Annotated in this window: 23 protein-coding genes and 2 pseudogenes; 4 read left to right on the forward strand and 21 right to left on the reverse strand. The window is 38.2% G+C overall.

Going from position 1 to position 19,813, the window contains the following annotated elements:
- Window positions 1-6 precede the first annotated feature (6 nt).
- From hrcA to QM873_RS01090, 8 genes and pseudogenes are all read right to left on the reverse strand, one after another.
- A complete protein-coding gene (gene hrcA, locus QM873_RS01055; protein WP_313965727.1) occupies window positions 7-1,041 on the reverse strand; it encodes a heat-inducible transcriptional repressor HrcA in 1,035 nt (344 codons plus the stop codon).
- Window positions 1,042-1,208: 167 nt separating this feature from the next.
- Complete coding sequence (locus QM873_RS01060) at window positions 1,209-1,982, reverse strand: M15 family metallopeptidase (protein ID WP_414278654.1); 774 nt, start codon at window positions 1,980-1,982, stop codon at window positions 1,209-1,211.
- Window positions 1,975-2,673, reverse strand: a complete 699-nt coding sequence (locus QM873_RS01065; RefSeq protein WP_023024350.1) for a histidine phosphatase family protein — start codon at window positions 2,671-2,673, stop codon at window positions 1,975-1,977. Before QM873_RS01065 ends, QM873_RS01060 begins: the two co-directional genes overlap by 8 nt.
- Before the next feature lie 41 nt (window positions 2,674-2,714).
- Window positions 2,715-3,431 (reverse strand): histidine phosphatase family protein, encoded by a 717-nt coding sequence (locus QM873_RS01070; protein ID WP_023024352.1) that lies wholly within the window; start codon window positions 3,429-3,431, stop codon window positions 2,715-2,717.
- 133 nt (window positions 3,432-3,564) lie between these two features.
- Entirely contained in the window at window positions 3,565-4,902 is a 1,338-nt protein-coding gene (locus QM873_RS01075) for a PFL family protein (protein WP_023024354.1), read from the reverse strand.
- A gap of 18 nt (window positions 4,903-4,920) precedes the next feature.
- Entirely contained in the window at window positions 4,921-5,187 is a 267-nt protein-coding gene (locus tag QM873_RS01080) for an ACT domain-containing protein (RefSeq protein WP_023024356.1), read from the reverse strand.
- Between the two features lie 146 nt (window positions 5,188-5,333).
- Window positions 5,334-5,938: pseudogene (locus QM873_RS01085) on the reverse strand (rhomboid family intramembrane serine protease).
- 114 nt (window positions 5,939-6,052) lie between these two features.
- Entirely contained in the window at window positions 6,053-6,760 is a 708-nt protein-coding gene (locus tag QM873_RS01090; RefSeq protein WP_414278655.1) for a CPBP family intramembrane glutamic endopeptidase, read from the reverse strand.
- A gap of 458 nt (window positions 6,761-7,218) precedes the next feature.
- On the opposite strand from QM873_RS01090, the gene QM873_RS01095 reads away from it, so the two are divergent.
- Window positions 7,219-7,422: a CsbD family protein gene (locus QM873_RS01095; RefSeq protein WP_021154436.1), complete on the forward strand. Its 204-nt coding sequence runs from the start codon at window positions 7,219-7,221 to the stop codon at window positions 7,420-7,422.
- A gap of 716 nt (window positions 7,423-8,138) precedes the next feature.
- Here QM873_RS01095 and QM873_RS01100 read toward each other — a convergent pair.
- Window positions 8,139-9,086, reverse strand: coding sequence for an AEC family transporter (locus tag QM873_RS01100; protein WP_342992258.1), 948 nt, complete (start codon window positions 9,084-9,086; stop codon window positions 8,139-8,141).
- A gap of 83 nt (window positions 9,087-9,169) precedes the next feature.
- On the reverse strand, window positions 9,170-10,795 hold the full coding sequence (locus QM873_RS01105; RefSeq protein WP_342992259.1) for a malolactic enzyme: 1,626 nt from the start codon (window positions 10,793-10,795) through the stop codon (window positions 9,170-9,172).
- A gap of 353 nt (window positions 10,796-11,148) precedes the next feature.
- On the opposite strand from QM873_RS01105, the gene QM873_RS01110 reads away from it, so the two are divergent.
- Both QM873_RS01110 and QM873_RS01115 read left to right on the forward strand, forming a co-directional pair.
- The gene (locus tag QM873_RS01110) at window positions 11,149-11,499 is read left to right on the forward strand and encodes a helix-turn-helix domain-containing protein (RefSeq protein WP_342992260.1); all 351 of its coding nucleotides are present in this window, start codon (window positions 11,149-11,151) and stop codon (window positions 11,497-11,499) included.
- Window positions 11,500-11,631: 132 nt separating this feature from the next.
- Entirely contained in the window at window positions 11,632-12,510 is an 879-nt protein-coding gene (locus QM873_RS01115; protein ID WP_342992261.1) for a LysR family transcriptional regulator, read from the forward strand.
- A gap of 578 nt (window positions 12,511-13,088) precedes the next feature.
- Here the strand turns inward: QM873_RS01115 and QM873_RS01120 are convergent.
- Together QM873_RS01120 and QM873_RS01125 are read right to left on the reverse strand one after the other, a co-directional pair.
- Complete coding sequence (locus QM873_RS01120; protein WP_342992262.1) at window positions 13,089-13,676, reverse strand: SMI1/KNR4 family protein; 588 nt, start codon at window positions 13,674-13,676, stop codon at window positions 13,089-13,091.
- Between the two features lie 427 nt (window positions 13,677-14,103).
- Window positions 14,104-14,616, reverse strand: a complete 513-nt coding sequence (locus QM873_RS01125) for a GNAT family N-acetyltransferase (protein ID WP_342992263.1) — start codon at window positions 14,614-14,616, stop codon at window positions 14,104-14,106.
- Between the two features lie 120 nt (window positions 14,617-14,736).
- Here QM873_RS01125 and QM873_RS01130 point away from each other — a divergent pair, with 120 nt between their 5' ends.
- Entirely contained in the window at window positions 14,737-14,931 is a 195-nt protein-coding gene (locus QM873_RS01130) for an integrase (RefSeq protein WP_075227838.1), read from the forward strand.
- A gap of 612 nt (window positions 14,932-15,543) precedes the next feature.
- Here QM873_RS01130 and QM873_RS01135 read toward each other — a convergent pair.
- The 9 genes and pseudogenes from QM873_RS01135 to QM873_RS01175 all read right to left on the reverse strand — a co-directional run bounded on the left by QM873_RS01135 (window position 15,544) and on the right by QM873_RS01175 (window position 19,561).
- Window positions 15,544-16,593, reverse strand: coding sequence for a DUF389 domain-containing protein (locus QM873_RS01135; protein WP_000126416.1), 1,050 nt, complete (start codon window positions 16,591-16,593; stop codon window positions 15,544-15,546).
- Entirely contained in the window at window positions 16,590-16,913 is a 324-nt protein-coding gene (locus QM873_RS01140) for a potassium channel family protein (RefSeq protein ID WP_001253404.1), read from the reverse strand. The genes QM873_RS01135 and QM873_RS01140 overlap by 4 nt, the downstream gene beginning before the upstream one ends.
- 13 nt (window positions 16,914-16,926) lie before the next feature.
- Window positions 16,927-17,268: a hypothetical protein gene (locus QM873_RS01145; protein WP_000397556.1), complete on the reverse strand. Its 342-nt coding sequence runs from the start codon at window positions 17,266-17,268 to the stop codon at window positions 16,927-16,929.
- Complete coding sequence (locus QM873_RS01150) at window positions 17,193-17,495, reverse strand: TMEM175 family protein (RefSeq protein ID WP_004240734.1); 303 nt, start codon at window positions 17,493-17,495, stop codon at window positions 17,193-17,195. Before QM873_RS01150 ends, QM873_RS01145 begins: the two co-directional genes overlap by 76 nt.
- A 353-nt stretch (window positions 17,496-17,848) precedes the next feature.
- Window positions 17,849-17,956 (reverse strand): annotated as a pseudogene (locus tag QM873_RS01155) (30S ribosomal protein S9); the annotation flags it as partial.
- 108 nt (window positions 17,957-18,064) lie between these two features.
- Window positions 18,065-18,349, reverse strand: a complete 285-nt coding sequence (locus QM873_RS01160) for a hypothetical protein (RefSeq protein ID WP_227197827.1) — start codon at window positions 18,347-18,349, stop codon at window positions 18,065-18,067.
- Between the two features lie 69 nt (window positions 18,350-18,418).
- The gene (locus tag QM873_RS01165) at window positions 18,419-18,553 is read right to left on the reverse strand and encodes a hypothetical protein (protein ID WP_023024363.1); all 135 of its coding nucleotides are present in this window, start codon (window positions 18,551-18,553) and stop codon (window positions 18,419-18,421) included.
- Between the two features lie 43 nt (window positions 18,554-18,596).
- Window positions 18,597-18,935 (reverse strand): Cd(II)/Zn(II)-sensing metalloregulatory transcriptional regulator CadX, encoded by a 339-nt coding sequence (cadX, locus tag QM873_RS01170; RefSeq protein ID WP_000711078.1) that lies wholly within the window; start codon window positions 18,933-18,935, stop codon window positions 18,597-18,599.
- A gap of 11 nt (window positions 18,936-18,946) precedes the next feature.
- Window positions 18,947-19,561, reverse strand: coding sequence for a CadD family cadmium resistance transporter (locus tag QM873_RS01175; RefSeq protein ID WP_002911684.1), 615 nt, complete (start codon window positions 19,559-19,561; stop codon window positions 18,947-18,949).
- Window positions 19,562-19,813 lie beyond the last annotated feature (252 nt).

Raw genomic sequence — 19,813 nt, forward strand, 5'->3', positions numbered from 1 at the left:
TTGGTCTTAATTTACTTCATAATGGTTGCTGTTGAGGTAACGGTAGTAGTCCGTTAACTTCATGACCAGCACTCGGCCGATAACATTGACGAGGCTAATCACACGCCTGTAATCCATCTCTACGGGACCAATCACATGCATGAGGGCCATCCCACGATAAGGAACCAGGAATTTGTGACTAATCACGGTCACATTTTTCAAGGCCTTCTCTTGGGATTCAGCAACCAGGATCTGGGTCATTTGGTCCTCCGCCATCCCCCCTCGCAACTCAAGAGCTACGTGTTGAGGGTTATCTAAGAACTGATAAGTCTGAAGATCGGCGTAGGTTAAGGATGAAACCTTTCCTTCTACAAAGACCAGTTCTTGAAACAATTGCGAGAAGACGTAATCAAACAGATCCAATACATTGTCTGTCGTCTTAAAATAGCGCTGTACAATCTGTGGAATCTCCGTCCGCAAGCGGTAGTGGATATCCAAAACTGTATTTCCAATGAAACGTTCTTGAACCAACTGATGGAAGATTTCCAAGTCACTGGTTAAGAAATTCTTTGGAATCGCAAACTGGACGGTAACAGGCTTTGATTCATCCAAGGTCAGAACCGCTAAGGCATCGTGGTTGGATAATGGAACAATCTCAAAACCAGTCAAGCGCTGTCGTGTCGGTTCAACATCCTGAATGACTGCGGTGTAGCCCGTCATCTGGGCCAGCAACTTAGCCGTAGCATCCAAAATATCATCTAACTTAAAGGCCTCAAAATCAAAGGCTTTCACCACCTGGTAGACATCTTGTTCATCAATCAGCTCTAGGTCAAGTGAGTTCTGAACAAAATATTGAAAACCAGCCCGGCTAGGCATTCGGCCACTCGAAGTATGGGCTTTTTCTAATAAGCCTTGCTTTTCGAGGGCAGCCATGTCGTTTCGGATAGTAGCACTACTAGATTGAATGACATCTTGCAGTGTTTTTGAACCGACTGGTTCGTGGGTCTTGGTAAAGATATCGACGACAAGATTTAGAATCTCATTTTGACGTTCTGTAACCATGACCTCACCTCTCTTTCGTATTTAGCACTCTAAGTGTTTAAGTGCTAAACCATGATTCTATTATACACCCTCTCAAGAGAAAGTCAAGAGAAAAATCCAAAAAATTAGCACTCTTTTTCAAAGAGTGCTAAAAATCATTCTTAAGACCGATACTTGTCTAAAAAAGCCTATAAACCTGCTTCTTTCAATTTTTGAATGTATTCTTCTAAAACCAGCTGATGCTTGACCATATACTGGGCATTTTCTACACCAACGTAGCGGAAATGCCAGTTTTCATAGTCCACACCTGTAATCGCATTTTTCCCTTCTGGATAGCGGAGAACAAAACCATACTGGGGAGCCAAAGCAATAATCTGCTGGGCTACCTCTTCAGACTGTCCATTTGGAGCACTCATATCAATCGCAAGACCCGTTTGGTGTTCACTAGCACCTGGAACCTGTACTTGAGCTTGAGCTTGAGCTTCTGCTTCCTCATGAGAAAGTCCCGTAGCTTCTAACTGCGCTACTCGCTCATTATAGAGTTCTGTTTGCTCCTCCACACTTCGATAACCCGAAATCAAGGATTCTTCTGGCGCGACTGCTCTCGCCGCTGCTAGAAATTGTTTCGTTTGCTCTGCAATCCGACTATCCACCTTGATTTCTTCAACATCAACTAACTGAGGGTTCAGCTCGGCTAACTTGTTGTCCCGATTGACCAGGACTATGTTCCAATCCTTGCTAGAAGCTTGAGGAAGGTCTGTTTTAGGTTTTTCTTCTTTTTTTTCAACCTTTTTTGGAGTGGTTGTTTCTACTTTTTTATCTTCAACAGCGCTCATATGAAGCCATTGAGGTTTCAAATAGAAAATACCCACTCCTGCTCCGATCAGACAGAGACCTAAACAGCAGAGCACGATCCAGCTAACTTTCTTTTCTCTTTTCTTGGCAAGTTTGTATTTAGTCATGATCTTCCTCTAACAATTTTGCTCCAACCTGTCGGTATGACATATCTCCAACTGCTTCTAGTTTAAGTTGGCCATCCTCATACTCAATAACAGTCACACTACCATTGTCCAAGACCAATTCTTTAAAAGCCTTTGGATCAATCAGGTAAATCAAGGTGCTGATGGTCATCCCATGACTGACCACGATAGCATTGCCACCACCTTGAGACTCAACATCCTTGGCAATTGCCGTAAAGCCTTCCAAAATTCGATCGCGAAGAGTTTCCCAAGACTCTGCCCAGCCTGCTGTATCCACTTCGACAATTCCTTCAGCCAACTCCATCAAGCTCAAATGATGGAAATCATCGACCCGAAAGACACGTGGCAGAACCCCCATAAAGAGTTCTCCATCGTAGGCGCCATCAAAGCTTCCAAAACACCATTCGCGAATACGCTTATCATAGCGATAAGGAATTTTACCTGTTAACCCTAATTCTTCTAGCACAATCCCCATGGTTTGAATGGTTCGACCAGAGTCACTGGACACAGCTTGTTGGAACTGGATTCCTGCTTGACGCAGACCAATCCCTAATTCATGAATCCCTCGTTCGCCAGCTTCCGTCAAAGGACTATCGGACCACCCTTGGGCGCGACCGATAGTATTAAACATGGTTTTTCCGTGACGGGCAATATACAATTTTGTCTTTGCCATTTCTATCCTCCTGCAATTGTTTTCTTCTTATATAAGATATCTTATTTTTTCACATCAATTTCTTCTGAATGGGCCTCTAACCAGTTAGCACCTAGCTTGCGATAAGATTCATCTCCGATGGTCTGGATCGAGAAGTGTCCATTTTCATATTCTACCAGGGTAACACTGCCATTTTCAACCCTTGGATCTAGCACAATCTCTGGATTTAAAATACACACAAAGGAACCGATCGTCATGCTATGACTGACAACAAGAACATTTCCACCACCCTTAGCTTCAACTTCTTTAGCAATCTCTTCAAAACCATCTACAATCCGTTTTTTTAACACATCCCATGGTTCAGCCCAACCGGCTGTATCCACTTGGTAGATCCCATTCGCTAACTCTTCTAGTGTTAACTTCTTGTAGTCTTCTATATCCAGAACACGGGGAACGACTCCACGGAACAGCTCTCCTCCATAGGCACCATCAAAACTTCCAAAACACCATTCCCGGATCTTTTTGTTGAAAGTATAAGGAATCTGATCTGTGAGTCCAAGCTCGTCTAAAACAATCCCCATAGTTTGAATGGCACGACCTGAATCACTGGAAACAGCACGGACAAAGTCCAAACCAGATTCTCTCAACCCAACCCCCAATTCACGGATACCTTCTTCTCCTTGAGTAGTTAAAGGCGTATCCGACCAACCTTGGGCACGACCTATCGTATTAAACATGGTTTTTCCATGCCGAATAATAAATAATCTTGTTTTCGCCATGTGATCTCCTTTTACGTTCTTCTATTATATCATTTTTTATAAGGAAACTGGCAGCGATGACCTCTAGATTCACTTTCACTACCTTGGTCAACAGTAAAAGCCCTGAGCAAAAATTATGCTCCAGGGCCATTTTTTAATTTTTAAAACTATGAACTGGGGCTGGAATTTGACCGCCACGGGCAATAAAGTCAGCTGACGAAGCTTTGTTGACCTTCATCACTGGAGCAGAGCCAAGAAGTCCTCCAAGCTCTAACATATCGCCTTCTTCTCCATAAGGAATAATCCGAACCGCTGTTGTCTTTTGGTTGATCACTCCGATAGCTGCTTCATCGGCAATCATAGCCGCAATCGTCGTAGCTGGAGTATCAGCCGGGATGGCAATCATGTCCAGACCGACGGAACAAATGGCTGTCATGGCTTCCAATTTTTCCAGGTTGATATGACCTGACTGGACTGCCGCAATCATCCCCTCATCTTCTGAGACCGGAATGAAGGCACCTGACAAACCACCGACTTGGTTACAAGCCATGATGCCACCTTTTTTCACTTGGTCATTGAGCAGAGCGAGCGCTGCAGTAGTTCCATGGGTTCCTACTACTTCAAGCCCCATAGCCTCAAGGACACGGGCAACCGAATCCCCAACAGCTGGTGTTGGCGCGAGAGACAAGTCGACAATACCAAACTCAACACCGAGACGTTCACTAGCCATTTGACCAACCAATTGCCCAACACGAGTAATCTTGAAGGCTGTCTTCTTGACTGTTTCAGCCAATACATCAAAGCTTGCCCCAGGAACTTTTTCAATCGCCCGTTGGACAACACCAGGGCCTGAAACCCCAACGTTGATGACAACATCCGCTTCACCGACACCGTGGAAAGCCCCTGCCATAAAAGGATTATCTTCTACTGCATTAGCAAAGACCACCAGTTTCCCTGGCCCCATCGGATCTGCTTGGGAAGCTTCTTTAATGATACGACCCATGTCTCGGACAGCAGTCATATTGATCCCTGTCTTAGTGGAACCAATGTTAACCGAAGAGCAGACAAAGTCCGTCTCTGCTAGAGCGCGAGGAATGGAATTGATGAGGATTTCATCCCCCTTTTGGTAGCCTTTTTGAACCAGGGCTGAGAAGCCACCGATAAAGTTGACCCCAACTTCTTTAGCAGCACGATCCAGCGCCTTGGCAAAGGGCACATAGTCTGTCGCATTGGTTGCTGCTCCGATAATGGAAATCGGAGTGACCGAAACCCGCTTATTCACAATCGGAATGCCGAGTTCTGCTGCAATCTCATCCCCGACAGCTACTAAGTCCTTGGCCTTTGTTACAATCTTCTGGTAGACTTTTTCAACCGCTTTATCAATATCTGGATCAATACAATCTAGAAGGGAGATGCCCATGGTGATGGTTCGAACATCAAAGTTCTGCTCCTCAATCATGGCAATGGTTTCTGTTACCTGTCTAATGTCCATAAATTCTCAACTCCTATCTTACAAATTGTGCATGGCATCAAAAATCGCAGCGCTCTGGATATTGATTTTTACATGAAGAGACTGACCGAATTCTTCTAATTCTGAACGAAGCAGGGTGAAATCTTTTTTCTCATCCGATGTCACGACCGCCATCATGGTGAAGTACTCATCCAATACCGTTTGAGAGATATCATCGATATTGAGTCCCAACTCTGCCACCTTAGTCGCAACACCTGCTACGATTCCTTTTTGGTCTTTTCCGACAACTGTAATAATTGCTTTCATTTCACTGCTCCATTCTATTTATTTGCTTCCATTGTAGCATATTCCCCTTAAAATCGCTTAAATGTTTTAGAAAAGGTTCGGTTTTACAAATAAAAATAAGACATCCAAGAGAATCTCTTGAATGTCTGTAAATCTTAATATCATGATCAATCAACGGATGGCTCAAGCATTTCCCTTAAGGTAGTAGCTGAAGATAAAACCAAAAGGTAACTAGCAATCCCCGAAAGATGCAAGAAGGTCGAGATCCATCCGGTGATCATTGGTAGTAGCATCAGGATAGATAGAAGGATTAAGAAAAGATAACACAGTTTTACGGTGCATGAAAATTCTTTCCAAATATTCAGTAAAAGTATGACTCCTCCAGTTATAAAAGCATAGCCAACCGCAGAAATCCCCGTCGCCTGAATTTTTTGCCCCTGTGTTAAGAAGTGAAAGGCGATGGAAGAGATGACTGTCGCGGTAACAAAAACAAGCAAGACATATTTGGAGCCTCTTTTCCTTTCCAGTAGTCCGCCAAAAGGTAGAATCATGAGCCCATTTAAAAATAGATGTACCCATAAAAACCAGAGGGGGCTCCTTTACTTCCATGCATCAAGGTTCCACTCATATACTGCCAATAATAAACCGGTTTTGAATGAAAGGCCAATAGGTCGTACATAGCATTCCCATAAATAGAAGTGAGAATTCCTAACAATAAACAAATAAAAGTTAAAGTAATGACAACTGGGTAGGTTTTGAGGATGTTTTTCATGTTGCTAATTCTCTTCTATATACTTCTAATTTTTGCAGTTCTTCATCTATGTCTATTATACTACACTCCGATTTCTAATTTCCCATTTTATGCCAACTTCAAAGACAATAGATATTAAACAAGAAAATGCCAGTAGATATAGTTGTAGATGAAAATCCAGATTGGTTTCCAAAAAGTGAGAAAATTGCTAAAGGCATGCAAGAAGATGGGCAACCGGATATCTTTGTGTTTCTTGTAGACAGCTGCCAAGAAGAGTCCTGAACAGAAATAAAGAGAAAAGGTTATAGGGTCCCGATATTGATGGATCAAATGAAAGACCGCAAAGAGAAAGCCCGAAAGCAAAACATCTAAATGAAACTTACTTTCTTTAAAGAAGACATTCATCAGATAGCCTCTAAAAATAAATTCTTCGATCATAGGAGATGTAACAGTTGCTAGGACAAAAAACAGAGTACCCGAAATACCAGGGCCATTTAGATAAATGGAGGATGGCAATTTGGTTTGATGAACGACAGGAACCAGCAAATCCTGAAAAGTTTGCAGCACCCATCTTTCAACAAAGAACCACAAGAGCACCAAAGCAAAATACCCCAGATAGGACCACTTCCATTTCTGTCTGTTTGAATGGGTGGCTATCTTCTGTCTTTTAAACCAAAGTAGAATGCCGATGAGAAGCAAAGAGTAGAGAACCAAATACATGAAATAAAGAAAACTTACATCACCATTGAAAACTCCGGTTAGGTAGATAACAAGGCCATCGATCCCAAAAACAAATAGATACAACAGGAATAGGATAGCGACTCCATGTTTGGCATATTTCATATCATCTTTTCTCCAATATCATTCTTCCATTCAATTATGTACAAGTATAGCACATGGAAAAACTTGTAAGCAAGGAAGGCCTCAATTGTCCCTTTTTGAACAGAAAGTGGCATCTTCTTTTGTTTTTTACTCCGCTTTGATAGGAGAAAACAGCCGTTTAGGTTTTCTACCCTGACGATTCTACAATATATTATTCCTTAATCATCTGGACGATTTTGTTATGAAATAGCTGAAAACCTTTGTTTCTTCAATTAAAGAACAAGGCAAGGACCTATTCATCCCTCTTTTTCACGATAACGTAAGGACTCACTCCAACTTTCAGACTAGCGTAGCGAATATTTGACTTTCCATTTCAGAGGGTATATACTTATATTAATCTGAACTAAATAGTTTTAATTTTTTAAATGAACTGTCTTGAATTCAGATTAAAAAACTATTTACTTAACGGAGGTGGCGCTATGTCATTAGAAGATAAATTAAACCAAGTTAAAGGTTCTGTTAAGGAAGGTCTCGGTAAAGTAACCGGCGACACAAAAACAGAAGCTGAAGGCGTTGCTGAAAAAGTTGCATCAAAAGCTAAAGAAGTTGCTGAAGATGCAAAAGAGGCTGTTGAAGGAGCTATCAACGGTGTGAAGAATATCCTTCACAAAGACGATAACTAATTTTTAACGTTCTAGAGCTACTCTATTTTCTACCGTCACGTTTGACTGTGGAAGATAGGGTGGTTTTTTGTTTGTCATTCACTTGGTGAACTATATATCAGGAATAGAAAAAACACCTTGCAAACTGCAAAGTGTTTTCGTTTGTATTCTGCTGTCCAGCAACGAATTAACGTTTAGAGGCAATTGACTTCGTCGAATTGCAGCCGTATTTGTAAGCGGCTAAAGCCACAACAACTACGTCAACTGCCACAATTTAGTATGAAAATACAAAAAGAACACCCCAAAAAGGTGCTCTTTGTAAGTATAGTAATTCTTTCGAAGAACGTTTTGAGTGCAGTGGTTGCCATCCAATCAAACATCGCTTCGCTTGTTTTCTTGGGGCAACTGTGCATAGCATATCTCTATGCGACTAAAGTCGCTAGAGCTATCCTAATTGCGCACCGCCAGTTCTCATAGAAAAAAACACCTTGCAAGATGCAAAGTGTTTTCGTTTGTATTCTGCTGTCCAGCAACGAATTAACGTTTAGAGAACTGGCTAGCTTTACGAGCTTTCTTAAGACCTAGTTTGAACAGTCTGGCTTTTAGGACAGCTCAAAAGCGCTTGATAGGAAACGTCCGAAGAGTTCTGCCGATTTTGATTTCAAGAAATAAGAATAGATGTATCTATAATAGTGCAATTTCTTAACGTAAAACTTTCAATCCTATCCTCTTTCTTCTTATCCTAATAAAGTTTGTAATATTGGAATAACAACAATAAATAGAACCGTACTTAGAGTCACCACATTCGTAGAGAATTCCACATCTCCTTTTCCCTGATTAGCAAGGATTGGGAGAACAGCTAGAGCTGGTGTAGCAGACTGAATCATAAAGGTCTTAAATTCTGCTGTTGCCATATTTGGGGCAAAGAACTTCAATACAAGAAGCATGATCAGAGGAGCTAGAATAAAGCGTCCAACCAAAGTGACAATTGTATCTTTATCAAAACGAATAGACTTAAGACCAGCCTTAGCTAGAACAATACCAATGTATATGAGTGATAAAGGTGTGGTGAGGCTTCCAATATAAGTCAAGGTGCTTTCTGCAAAACTTGGAACAGGAAGACGTAGCACTAAAAATACGAGGGCTACGAGAAATCCCAATAAAGGTGCTGGGAAGAGCTTCTTCCAATTGAATTTTTGAGCTTGCTTTGAGGCCCCTTCTTTGCTATCTGAGGTCATGAGATAGACACCTAATGTCCAAGTGGATACCGTATTTGTAATATAATACACCAAGAAGTAGGGAAGAGCTTGATTTCCAAATAGAGCTATATTTAAAGGCAAACCAATAAAAATGGTATTGGCATTCACGAAGGTATTAATCATGGTTCCTCGACGGCCTGGGCGCACTCTAAACAGTTTCACCGCTATAAAGGCCATTAGGTAACCGAGAATGAAGGCGATAAACGTATACAATAAACCGCCAGACAAGCTAATCAATTTATCTAATGTTAAATATTTAAGAACAGAGGTAAAAATTGCCACTGGCATGGCCACATTCATAATGAGTTTAGATAAATCATTTCCAAAACTCTCTTGAAACCAACCACGAACTTGTAAGAAGTAACCTAGAATGATAATGACGATAATAGGTACAATACTCTGAATTGAAGTTAAAAAGATTTCCATAGTCTCCCTTTCTGTATGACCTAGCATATACTAGGAGGTGTACGAAGCATCCAGTCGCACTCGTACACCCCATTTCTATTTACTTATTTATAGGTTGGATACCATTTCAAATCACGAACTGCTTTAGCCATATCTGTTTCCTTAGCACGCGCAAGTCCTTGTTCTTGCGCTTTTTTAGCGACTGCTTCTGCTACTTTAATAGATACATCTGCTACATACTTGAATGGTGGCAAGACAGGAGCTCCTGGTTGGCCTGGATTAACAATACCACTCAACGAATGAGCCGCTGCTCCAATCATTTCATCCGTCAAAAGACTTGCTTCAGAAGCTAACATACCTAGACCAAGACCTGGATAAATCAAGGCATTATTGGCTTGACCAATCACATAGTCTACACCTTTATAAGAAACCGTATCAGCAGGAATTCCTGTTGCGACAAAAGCCTTACCATCTGACCATTCGATCAAATCCTTAGCAGTAGCTTCTGCTAATTTGGTTGGATTTGATAATGGGAAGATCATTGGACGTTCAGTATTTTCGCACATAGCTTCTACTATTTCTTTAGTGAAGGTATTAGGTTGAGTTGAAGTTCCTACAAGAATGGTTGGCTTCACAGTCTTCACTACTTCAAGCAGGTCAGTCAACTTGTCTGCGTTGCTAAAATCAGCACGTTTCTTAGCAAATGGTTTTTGCTCTGGTGTCAAGTCATCCATATCATCAAAGAGAAGACCTTGTTTATCAACCATAAAGAAACGTTTATAAGCTTCTTCTTCGGAAAGACCTTCACTCACCATTTCACGAAGAACACGAGAGGCAATTCCTGCACCCGCAGTACCACCACCATAGCAGAGATAAACTTGATCGGTTAATTTTTCACCACTAATATCCAGTGAACCAAAGATACCACCTAAGGTAACGATTCCTGTACCTTGAATATCATCATTAAAGGTTGGAATTTGTTTCCGATATTTTTCAAGAATATTGGCAGCATTCAAGCGACCGAAATCTTCCCAGTGAAGGTAGAGTTTAGGAAAGAGACGTTCTGCTGTTTGAACAAATTGATCAATGAAGTCGTAGTAACGATCTCCGCGAACCCGTTCGTGACGATTTCCTAAGTAATTAGGATTGTTCCGAAGTTCTTCACGGTTAGTCCCTGCATCAATGACTAAAGGAAGGACCATAGAAGGATCGATTCCTGCAGCACCCGTATAGACCATCAATTTCCCAACAGAAATATCGACACCATTTGTTCCCCAGTCACCGATTCCAAGGATTCCTTCTGCATCTGTTACAACAATGAGGCGAATCTCGCGATCCCCGGCAGCATTTTTCAAAGTAGCTTCAATATTTTCAGGATGATTGATATCAAGATATCCCGCATATTGGGGATCTACAAAGAGGTCACTATAGCCTTCAATGGTATCTGCAATGGTTGGGTCATACACGATTGGATTGAATTCTTCCAAATGTTGAGAAAAGAGGTAATAGAAAAGAGTACGGTTAGTATTGAAAATTTCCATTAAGAACAAACGTTTTTCCAGATCATTGACCTTTGTTTGCATTTGTGCATAGGTTTGCGCTGCTTGCTCTTCAATCGTTTGAACATAAGGTGGCAGTAAACCAATAAGTCCAAGTTCCTTTCGTTCCTCCAAGGTAAAGGCAGTTCCCTTATTAAGGAAAGGATTGTTTAAAATATCATGTGCAGTCATAGTGCAACCTCCTTTTTACGAATATTATACCATCAAAATAAATCGTTTACAAAACTTTGTTGTATATAAAATACAATCGTGTACGCATATGTTATAATGGATCTACGAGAACAATTTTCTAATAAGCTATTTTATACTTAAAACACTATTATGGATGACATGTTAAGCTGTTTTATAAATTTCTAAACTCATCAAATCCTCGACAATGACTCTTTCCTAAAAGTTTCGAGTATAGCAAAATAATCATAGAAATTAGCAATCCTAATCAAAATAAGCATCCTCTAGGTTCGCTATATAGTACTTTGTATTTTTCAAGGTGTTTTTTTGTCATACAAAACTTGTATGCTATTTATATGACAACTAAAAACTATTTACAACAATATATTTCCCAAAAAGTGAAATATTTTCGGACAAAAAACAAAATGAGCCAGGAAGAACTTTCGGAACAGGCGGGACTTGGTCTTAAGTATATCAATCAACTAGAAAACCAAAATGTGAATCTGACCATTCACAGTCTAGAAAAAGTGATTGATGCCTTACAGATGACCCCAGAGGAGTTTTTCAATTTTAGTAGCCTTGAATCCACCTCTGATAAGACTGAAAATCTTTCACTAAAGAGATTTAACATGAAGATTAAACAACTTCCTGTTGATAAACGCGAAAAGATGTTAAGCATTTTCGAAAGTATCTTAGATAACCTCTGATATCCCTGACTCACCCACATTATAACTGGTAAAAAAACGTATAGTCAAATGAAGTGATACGGATAAATATTGTTTATCTGGTTATTTCCCTTAACTTATATTTTTTTCCCTAGATGTTGAAAGTGAGCCCTTATGAACTTAAAAGACCTTCAATATTTTTATGATCTCTGCCAAGTCCAATCCTATACAGACGTAGCAAAGCAACACAAAGTCAGCCAGCCTTCTATTTCTTATGCCATCAAACGATTAGAGGAGGCTTTTAATTGTAAGTTGATTCACCACGATCCCTCACACCGATCCTTCAAACTGACTACTCAAGGAGAAATCCTTCTAAAACACACAAAACTAATCTTACCTGAGATCAGTTCTGCTCACAAAGAAATTAATCGCTCCTTGGCCCATTACTCTACTGTAGGATTTCCTCCTATTATCGTTCAGTATCTCTTTGCTTCTCTAAATAAAGAAAAGGAATTTGATTTTTTAAAAAAGGTACGCCCTATCCGCGGTGGTTCCGTGGAGTTATTAAACCTTCTCCTCAAGGGAGACCTTGATGCAAGCCTACTCGGTTTGATTGAACCACTCAATCACCCTTCAATAGAGACGCATGAACTATTTCATAAAGAACTGTATGTCGTTTTATCTAAGAACCATCCTCTTGCTGCTGCTTCTTCCCTCACTTTTGAAGATCTAGTAGATCAACCCTTCATCCTTTTAGATGAACACTTTGTGCACCTAAAAGCTTTTGATCTCCTTAATCAGAAGTATCAAAACAGGGCAGAAATATTTTTTAAGAGTGACGACATTGTCATTCTTAAAGAACTTTTAAAGAAAGGGATTGGAGTTAGTTTACTAGCTGATATCGCACTTTCTGACGAAGATGATGATTTAATAAAAATCCCTCTAATACCGGAGGACCAGATCACATTTACAGTTTATTACGCTTACCTTAAATCAGCTACACCGTCATCAGAAGTAGAGGCCTTATTTAACCTAATTAAATCATATGAATAGAAAAAACTCTAACTATCAACTACCTGATAGCTAGAGTTTTTTTACATTATAGGTATTAGACTAAAGTATGAAGAAATAGGATCTTATCAACGAATCTTTTCATTTACCTTATACCTTTCAACCAGATCCCTAATTATAAACCTACAAGGTGTCAATAAAAAAGAACACCCCGAAAGGTGCTCTTTGGATGTATAGTCATTCTTTCGAAGAACGATTTGAGTGCAGCGGTTGCCATCCAATCAAACATCGCTTCGCTTGTTTTCTTGGGGCAACTGTGCATAACATATCTCTATGCGACTAAAGTCGCTAGAGCTATCCTAATTGCGCACCGCCAGTTCTCATACAAAAAACACCTTGCAAGATGAAAAGTGTTTTCGTTTGTATTCTGCTTTCCAGTAACGAATTAACGCTTAGAGAACTGGCTAGCTTTACAAGCTTTCTTAGGACCTAGTTGGAAAGTACGGGTTTTAGTTGGACTAAAAACAGCGAAATCTCAAGGCTTTTCAGAACTATATCTACTGATTAATTTCATAAAATATGAATCAAATTTTTTAGATAGGCGAATATATTACCCTCTTTTATACGATCACTTCTATTATCCCTTCAATCAGCTCCGTAAAACTTTTTGCCACATAAATAATTTCATCAGGGTCATGAATGTAGCAGATAATCTGCCCTTCTTGCCCCTCCTTGTCTGGATCAAAATCAAGCATGAGATAACAAGAATCGCAATATTCCGCAAAAGGAAGCCATTTTTTATTAAAAAGATAGGGTTTAACTCTACTATCACGCATTTCTTCAACATCTTCGCTCGAAAAATAGTCGGGAAATTCTGTTAACAGGGCATCCCTATTTTGAAAATATCTTTTCCCAGCTTCTATTTCCTGCAAACTCATCAGAGAAAAAGCCATTTCTCTTTGGTCAATCACACAGGGTAAGACTGCTAAGAATTTACTGCCGTTTTTGTAGCGATAGACTTTCTTAAGTTCATCGGGGAGAGAAATTCCAAGTCTCTTCTCAAACTCCTGAATTTCCTCCTCAGATGCTCCAGAAATTTCCTGATAATCTTCCAGGTATCCTTCCTCTACAGGATCATCCAAACCCCAGTCTTCAAAAGCTTCACAAATATAAGTTGCTATTTTCTTAACTTGGTCAACTATACACATAAGAACCTCCTTTTTTGATTTCTCTTACCCATCAAATGTTTCATCTCAAAATATGTTCAAAATACTGATAGAATTCCAATTTATTAAATTAGAATATCACAAGAAATACATTAAATACTTATCACTTACTTAAGTTATATCATAATTTATGGCCAAATTCTAACTTTTAATTACCTAACTTGTAAAATTAAGCTAGACAGAAAAAGCATCCCGTATTTATGATACGAAATGCTTTCAATAAGTTTAAATAAGTTTTAACGTTTACTAAATTGTGATGCTTTACGAGCTTTTTTCAAGCCTGGTTTATGAAGCTCTAGTGGAGGAGTTAGAGTAGATGTTGCACTTATTCTTGCAATTTATCATATATAAAGTAGACGAATGTCTACTAGAAATGTTGAGGTTTGGCAAACGTCTGGTAATGATGATGCTATAGATTCCTTATCTCAAATACTGCCGTATTAATCCACTCGTTATTCATTTGAAAGTCATTTTCTATGATTTTACTAAAGGTAAAACCATTTTTTAAAAGCACTCTCTGAGAAGCCAGATTGTACGTTGCCGTCCCCGCGATAATCTTATGTAAACGATAAGTAGTAAAGGCCTTTTCTAAAACGAGTTTAACCGCTTCACTTGCATAACCTAAATTAGTAACATTTTCTCCGATCCTATATCCAAGTTCTGCTGTTTTTCGATCATCCTCCAAGACACTTAAATTGATTCTTCCGACCATAGTACCTTGTGCATCTCTAATAAGATGCATGTAGACATCATGATTCTCTTGTTCCCTTAACAATTCCCTTGTAATTTCTTTAAAACCTTCTGAATCAAAATAGGTAGCTGGTCTAGGAGGTAAATTCCGCTCAAAATACTCCCGATTTTCTTTTTCAAAAGAATAAACATCTATGCTATTTTCTTCAGACATCAGCTCTAAACTTATCATTGTAAACCACCTCCTATCATTCTATAAATTCAAATGTCCTCATGTTCACACAAAGTGACATTTACATAATTTACAGAGATACTTTATTTTTTCATATCGTATCTACATTATAACATACTTATGAAGAAAAATAATATCCATCAAGGACCTCATAAATTCCAACATCTTGCTAAACAAGCAGGTTTTTCTCTTGAGGCCATTTCAGAAGCACTTACTCATAGTGACATCCAAATAACGAAGACTTATGTCAATACTACTGAAAAAGTAAATCAAACAGCAGGAGAAATAGCCTTTAGAAGTCTCAAAAAGCAATAGGGTGAACTTGGGGTGAACTTTAGTTTTTTGAACAAAAAAAGACATCCAAGAGAAAATTCTTGAATGTCTGTAAACGTTGATAGTATCGTATTGATTAACGTTTTGAGGCAACTGACTTCGTCAGGTTGCAGCCACATTTGTAAGCGACTAAAGTCGCAACAACTGTGTCAATTGCACCAATTTAGTATGGAAGCATAAAAAAGAACACCCCGAAAGGTGCTCTTTGTAAGTATAGTAATTCTTTCGAATTAACGTTTACTAAATTGTGATGCTTTACGAGCTTTCTTAAGACCTGGTTTGGAAAGTATGAATTTCAGTTGGACTAAAAACAGCGTAATATCAAGACTTTTCTCCGCTTTTATAAAAGCGTTTTTCCAATCAAATTCAACTAATTTTATCTAAATGGTGTGGATTTTACCCCCAAAATTACAGAGAATGGAGCTGATAAACACTAAACGTTCACACCATTAGTTAAATGATTTTTTTCATCATTTTTCTTAGATGATAGAACTTCTAATTTATTTCTTATTCAAGCAAAAACAACCTGCTATAAGTAAGAAAGAGGAAGATACAAGAAAAACACGGCGTAAAAACCGATTCAGTTCATTGTCCTCAATCCTTGTCTGCTTCATTTTCTTTTACGAGATCGTTTTGTGAATCTTTTTCAGAGAGTTTTTGATCAATATACTTGTCAATGTTTTCATAAAATTCCTTGGTCGCTTCACTATCTAATGTTGGCGAGTTCTGAACTTGATTCACTTTCAATTGAACAGATTGAATACCGTAAGAGGCTTGTTTTTGGTGGAGTGTTTCTAATTCTTCTTCTGAAATCGGATCTCCAACAACCGTCAAGACCAATTCATTGTTACTTGACTTGTAGACTTGATTAATAACCGTATAATTGGCGAACTCTTTTCCTACAAACTGTTTGATCCCTTCTTTGCGCGCTTGTTCTATTGTCAGAGTAACTGCCGAATAGCTAGCTGGAAGAATCAACAATACAATCAAAGAAATCAAGCCAATTCTCATTTTAATGCTCAGCTCTTTAAATGAAGTTAAAGGAGATTTTCTCATCAAAATTCTTGTTCCAACAATGTTGGCTAGCATGATAAAGACACAGTTGATCAAGAAAAGATAGAGAGCCCCCAATAAAAATCGTACATTCCCATTAGCTAAACCATAGCCAGCAGTACAGATAGGCGGCATCAAAGCTGTAGCAATGGCTACTCCTGGCACGATATTGTTTGCTTCTTTTTTCCTTGAACCGATCACACCAGCAATCCCACCAGCAATAGCAATGAGAACATCCCAAATGGTTGGAGAGGTTCGTGCGATCAACTCGCTACTTGCATAAGACAAGGGAGAAATCCAGAAATACAGAGTCGAGACAAGCAAACTGACCAACACTTGAGTCAATAAAACCTCTAGAGATTGCTTGATTAAACGCGTATCAAAAATAGCTAAACCGAATCCCAGTCCAACAATCGGTGTCATGAGAGGTGAAATTAACATGGCTCCAATAATAACAGCTGTTGAATTCATATTTAGACCGATAGAGGCAATAAAAATTGCACACATCAAAATCGCTGTATCTCTCAATCGAACATGAAGGTCATCGTATAATTTCTCACGGTATTCCCGTGTTGAATAATTGGCAGTCATTTGTCCTCTCCTCTTTCCTTATTTAAATCGGTATAATAATTAATAATAACAGCTGATAAACAGCCAAAAAATATGAGCCCATAAATCGTCAAGAAGACACTGGTAATCCTTCCAATCAAGGTCACAGCTAGGAGATCCCCGTAGCCGACAGTCGTCGAAGTCACAAAAGCATACCAAAGACCGTCTCCGTAATTTGTGATAGCAGGTTCAACTAGGAAAAGCACGCCTCCTGACCCAAAAACAAAGGTCACAAAACTCAGAGCAAACCGAGTAAAACCCGTAACCTGTATAATATGCCATAACATTTTTAAACGTCTCATTTGTTCTCCTTATTCATACTAGCTCCTGACCGAGCCGTTTTTTCCAATAATCAAAGTGAAGATAGGACATGATCTCCATCAGAGAAAGATAGACAAACTGATAGATCTGATTTAAGCTGATTATCAACTGATATTGTTTGAAAAATGACTGGAAGAAAGACCAGATATGACTGTCTTGAATCAGTCCCTTCTTAACATCAGACAGGATATTAGCTAAAGCTCCCAAGGACTGAAACGGTAAATCCTTGACATTTATATAGATCCGGTCCACCACATCATTCAGACTGGTATCTTGGATGGCATGAAATTCTCCAAAGAGAACTCCTGCCGCTCCAAGAGTAGAAACAAATTCCACCAAATAATTTCTGAGGAAATTTTCTCAACCTTTTCCCATAATGTGTTTAGTGCCATCCATAACGATCCCAACCAGAAAAAGGAAAGAAAACAAGCAAAGAAATTTTGCCGTAAATCCCAAAAAGCTTCAAGACTTGGTGTTGTTGGTTTTTCTAACTCTAAAATCAAGATGGTCATAATAATTGCTAGAACAGCATCTGTCAATACAATTAATCTGTCTTTCTTCATCGGATTGCATCCCCTTTCTTTTTTGTAACATTCTATCTTATCGCATAATATTGGATATTCTTTCATAATCCGACTACAAACAAAAATAAACCAAAAAGTCTGTCCCTATTATGCTATATTTAACTCTAGAAGTATTCATCCATCTAATTAATAAATATATCATATTTCACAATAAATGAATACTATCAAAGATTCATCCCCTTTCACTTCATCATTTAGTGTTGCTTAGATTTATCAAAAACAACCAAATTTGTATTAATTTCAAGTATCACCTAGTTACAAAAATTTGGGGTGAACAGAAAAAGCATCCCGTATTTTTGATACGAAATGCTTTCAATAAGTTTAAATAAGTTTTAACGTTTACTAAATTGTGATGCTTTACGAGCTTTTTTCAAGCCTGGTTTGGAAAGTATGGATTTCAGATGGACTAAAAATAGCGTAATATCAGGGCTTTTCAGAACGATATCTACTAATTGATTTCATAAAATTTGAATCAATATTTTTTAAACGGGGAAATAGTTTAGGTCTCTAAGCATTAAAATAATACACCTAACTTTGGTCACCGTTTTTTAGTTATTCACTCTTTTTTCGGATAGTGTTTTTAAAGTTATGATGTAAAATGCCGCAATTAAAACACTATACATCATAATCAGAGGATAGACAATTAAGGATAGAATCAATCCCACTCCTTTAATTATTAGGTCAGGTATCAATAACTTCCTATATTGTGCGGTAGCTTCAAGTAATTCTTTCTGATCTATATTGGGTTTATCAATTACTTTATGTAAAAAACAGTTTGCTACCGTTGAAACAATAACGATCAGTCCATAAAAGAGCTGTGCCGTATGATTCATGAAATGACTACTAACTATTCCAGTAGCATAGGGCATAAATGAAACAAAAAATAAAAGATACAAATTCTTTCAAATTTCTCCCTTTTCAATTTGCCTAACTTGACCTGCATTACCTAGGTCGCTTTGCTTTAAATTATACTTTTTTCTTAAACATTTAATACGAGTAGGTATTTCTTGTGAGTAATTTTCATCAAAAAATTTCATATATAATCTCCCTATAATCATGGAAAAGTAGTAAAAATAGTTGTTATCCTAGTTGATTAAAAAAATCTCTGATTTCCTCATCTTTTATAAAATAATATATAATTTTCCCCTCTCTTCTAGTGTCCAAGATGTTTTGATTGGCTAGTTTACGAAGATGGTGGGAGGCAGATGCCATACTGAGATTTAATAAACAGGCTATATCGCAGACACAGAGTTCTTCGACGGCAAGGAGATAAAAGATGATATTTATCTGTTTATTATCGGTAAATTTTGATAAAATGCGAAGTGATTTTTGGACTTTTTCCTTTTCAAGGTAGTTCGTTGCGGTTGTAACATTTTGTTGATTTATAACATCCACTTGACAGATACTATCTTTTTTCATAATTTTTTCTCCTAGCCTAACACAGCCCATAGCATGTCAAAGCTGTTGTTTTCAATCAGGATATACATCCCCAATCCTAAATAGACAACGGCAATAAACCATCTGCTATATTTTTCCAAAGTTTCTCCAACAGAAGGGACTTGTGCTAATTTTTGGGCAGAAAAAACCAAGAGATAAATCATGACTAGAAAAGTAAGTAAAGTCACTATCAAATTCGCTAAATTTAAGGTGGTAAAATATGGGACAAAGACACCAATATTGTCAGCGCCACAACTTGCAAAAGTAATCATAGCGACTAGAAAAATCAGGTTTTTATTGTCTTTTCGCAAACCATCTTTTGCAATAGCTTCTCCATCAGAATCTCCTAAAAGCAAAACTTTGAGGCCTAGGAAAATTGGAATCAAACCGAGTAAACCTAAAATCTCTTTACTAGGAATATAATTTAAGACAAATGCAAAAAGCAAACTTAGGAATATTAGACTAACAGAGCCTAGAAATTGTCCTAAATAGATGTTAATGATGTCCTTTCTGCTTTTTCTTTTGGCAAAAAATAACATTAGGATAATAAGTAAGTCTACGGCTGTCCCAGAATACAGGATTATTGAAGTAACAATATTTTGAATCATAAAACACCTCATTCAAATATATTTTTGAATGTATTCTAACATTAACCTTTGTAGATGTCAACTTAAAATCCACCAATTAATAATTGCATGTCAATATTTGTATTGTGAAACTAGTTTCAGAAATATATAGTCTTAAAGTATGTCCACTGCCAATGGTTTTTTCAATATTTAAAAGGAGAGAACCAATTTGGTCCTCTCCAGGGTATAATTTTCCACCAACCCACTACAGTTGACAAAGAACCGTTATTCTCA

Source organism: Streptococcus australis (assembly GCF_047463015.1).
Lineage (GTDB): Bacteria > Bacillota > Bacilli > Lactobacillales > Streptococcaceae > Streptococcus > Streptococcus australis_F.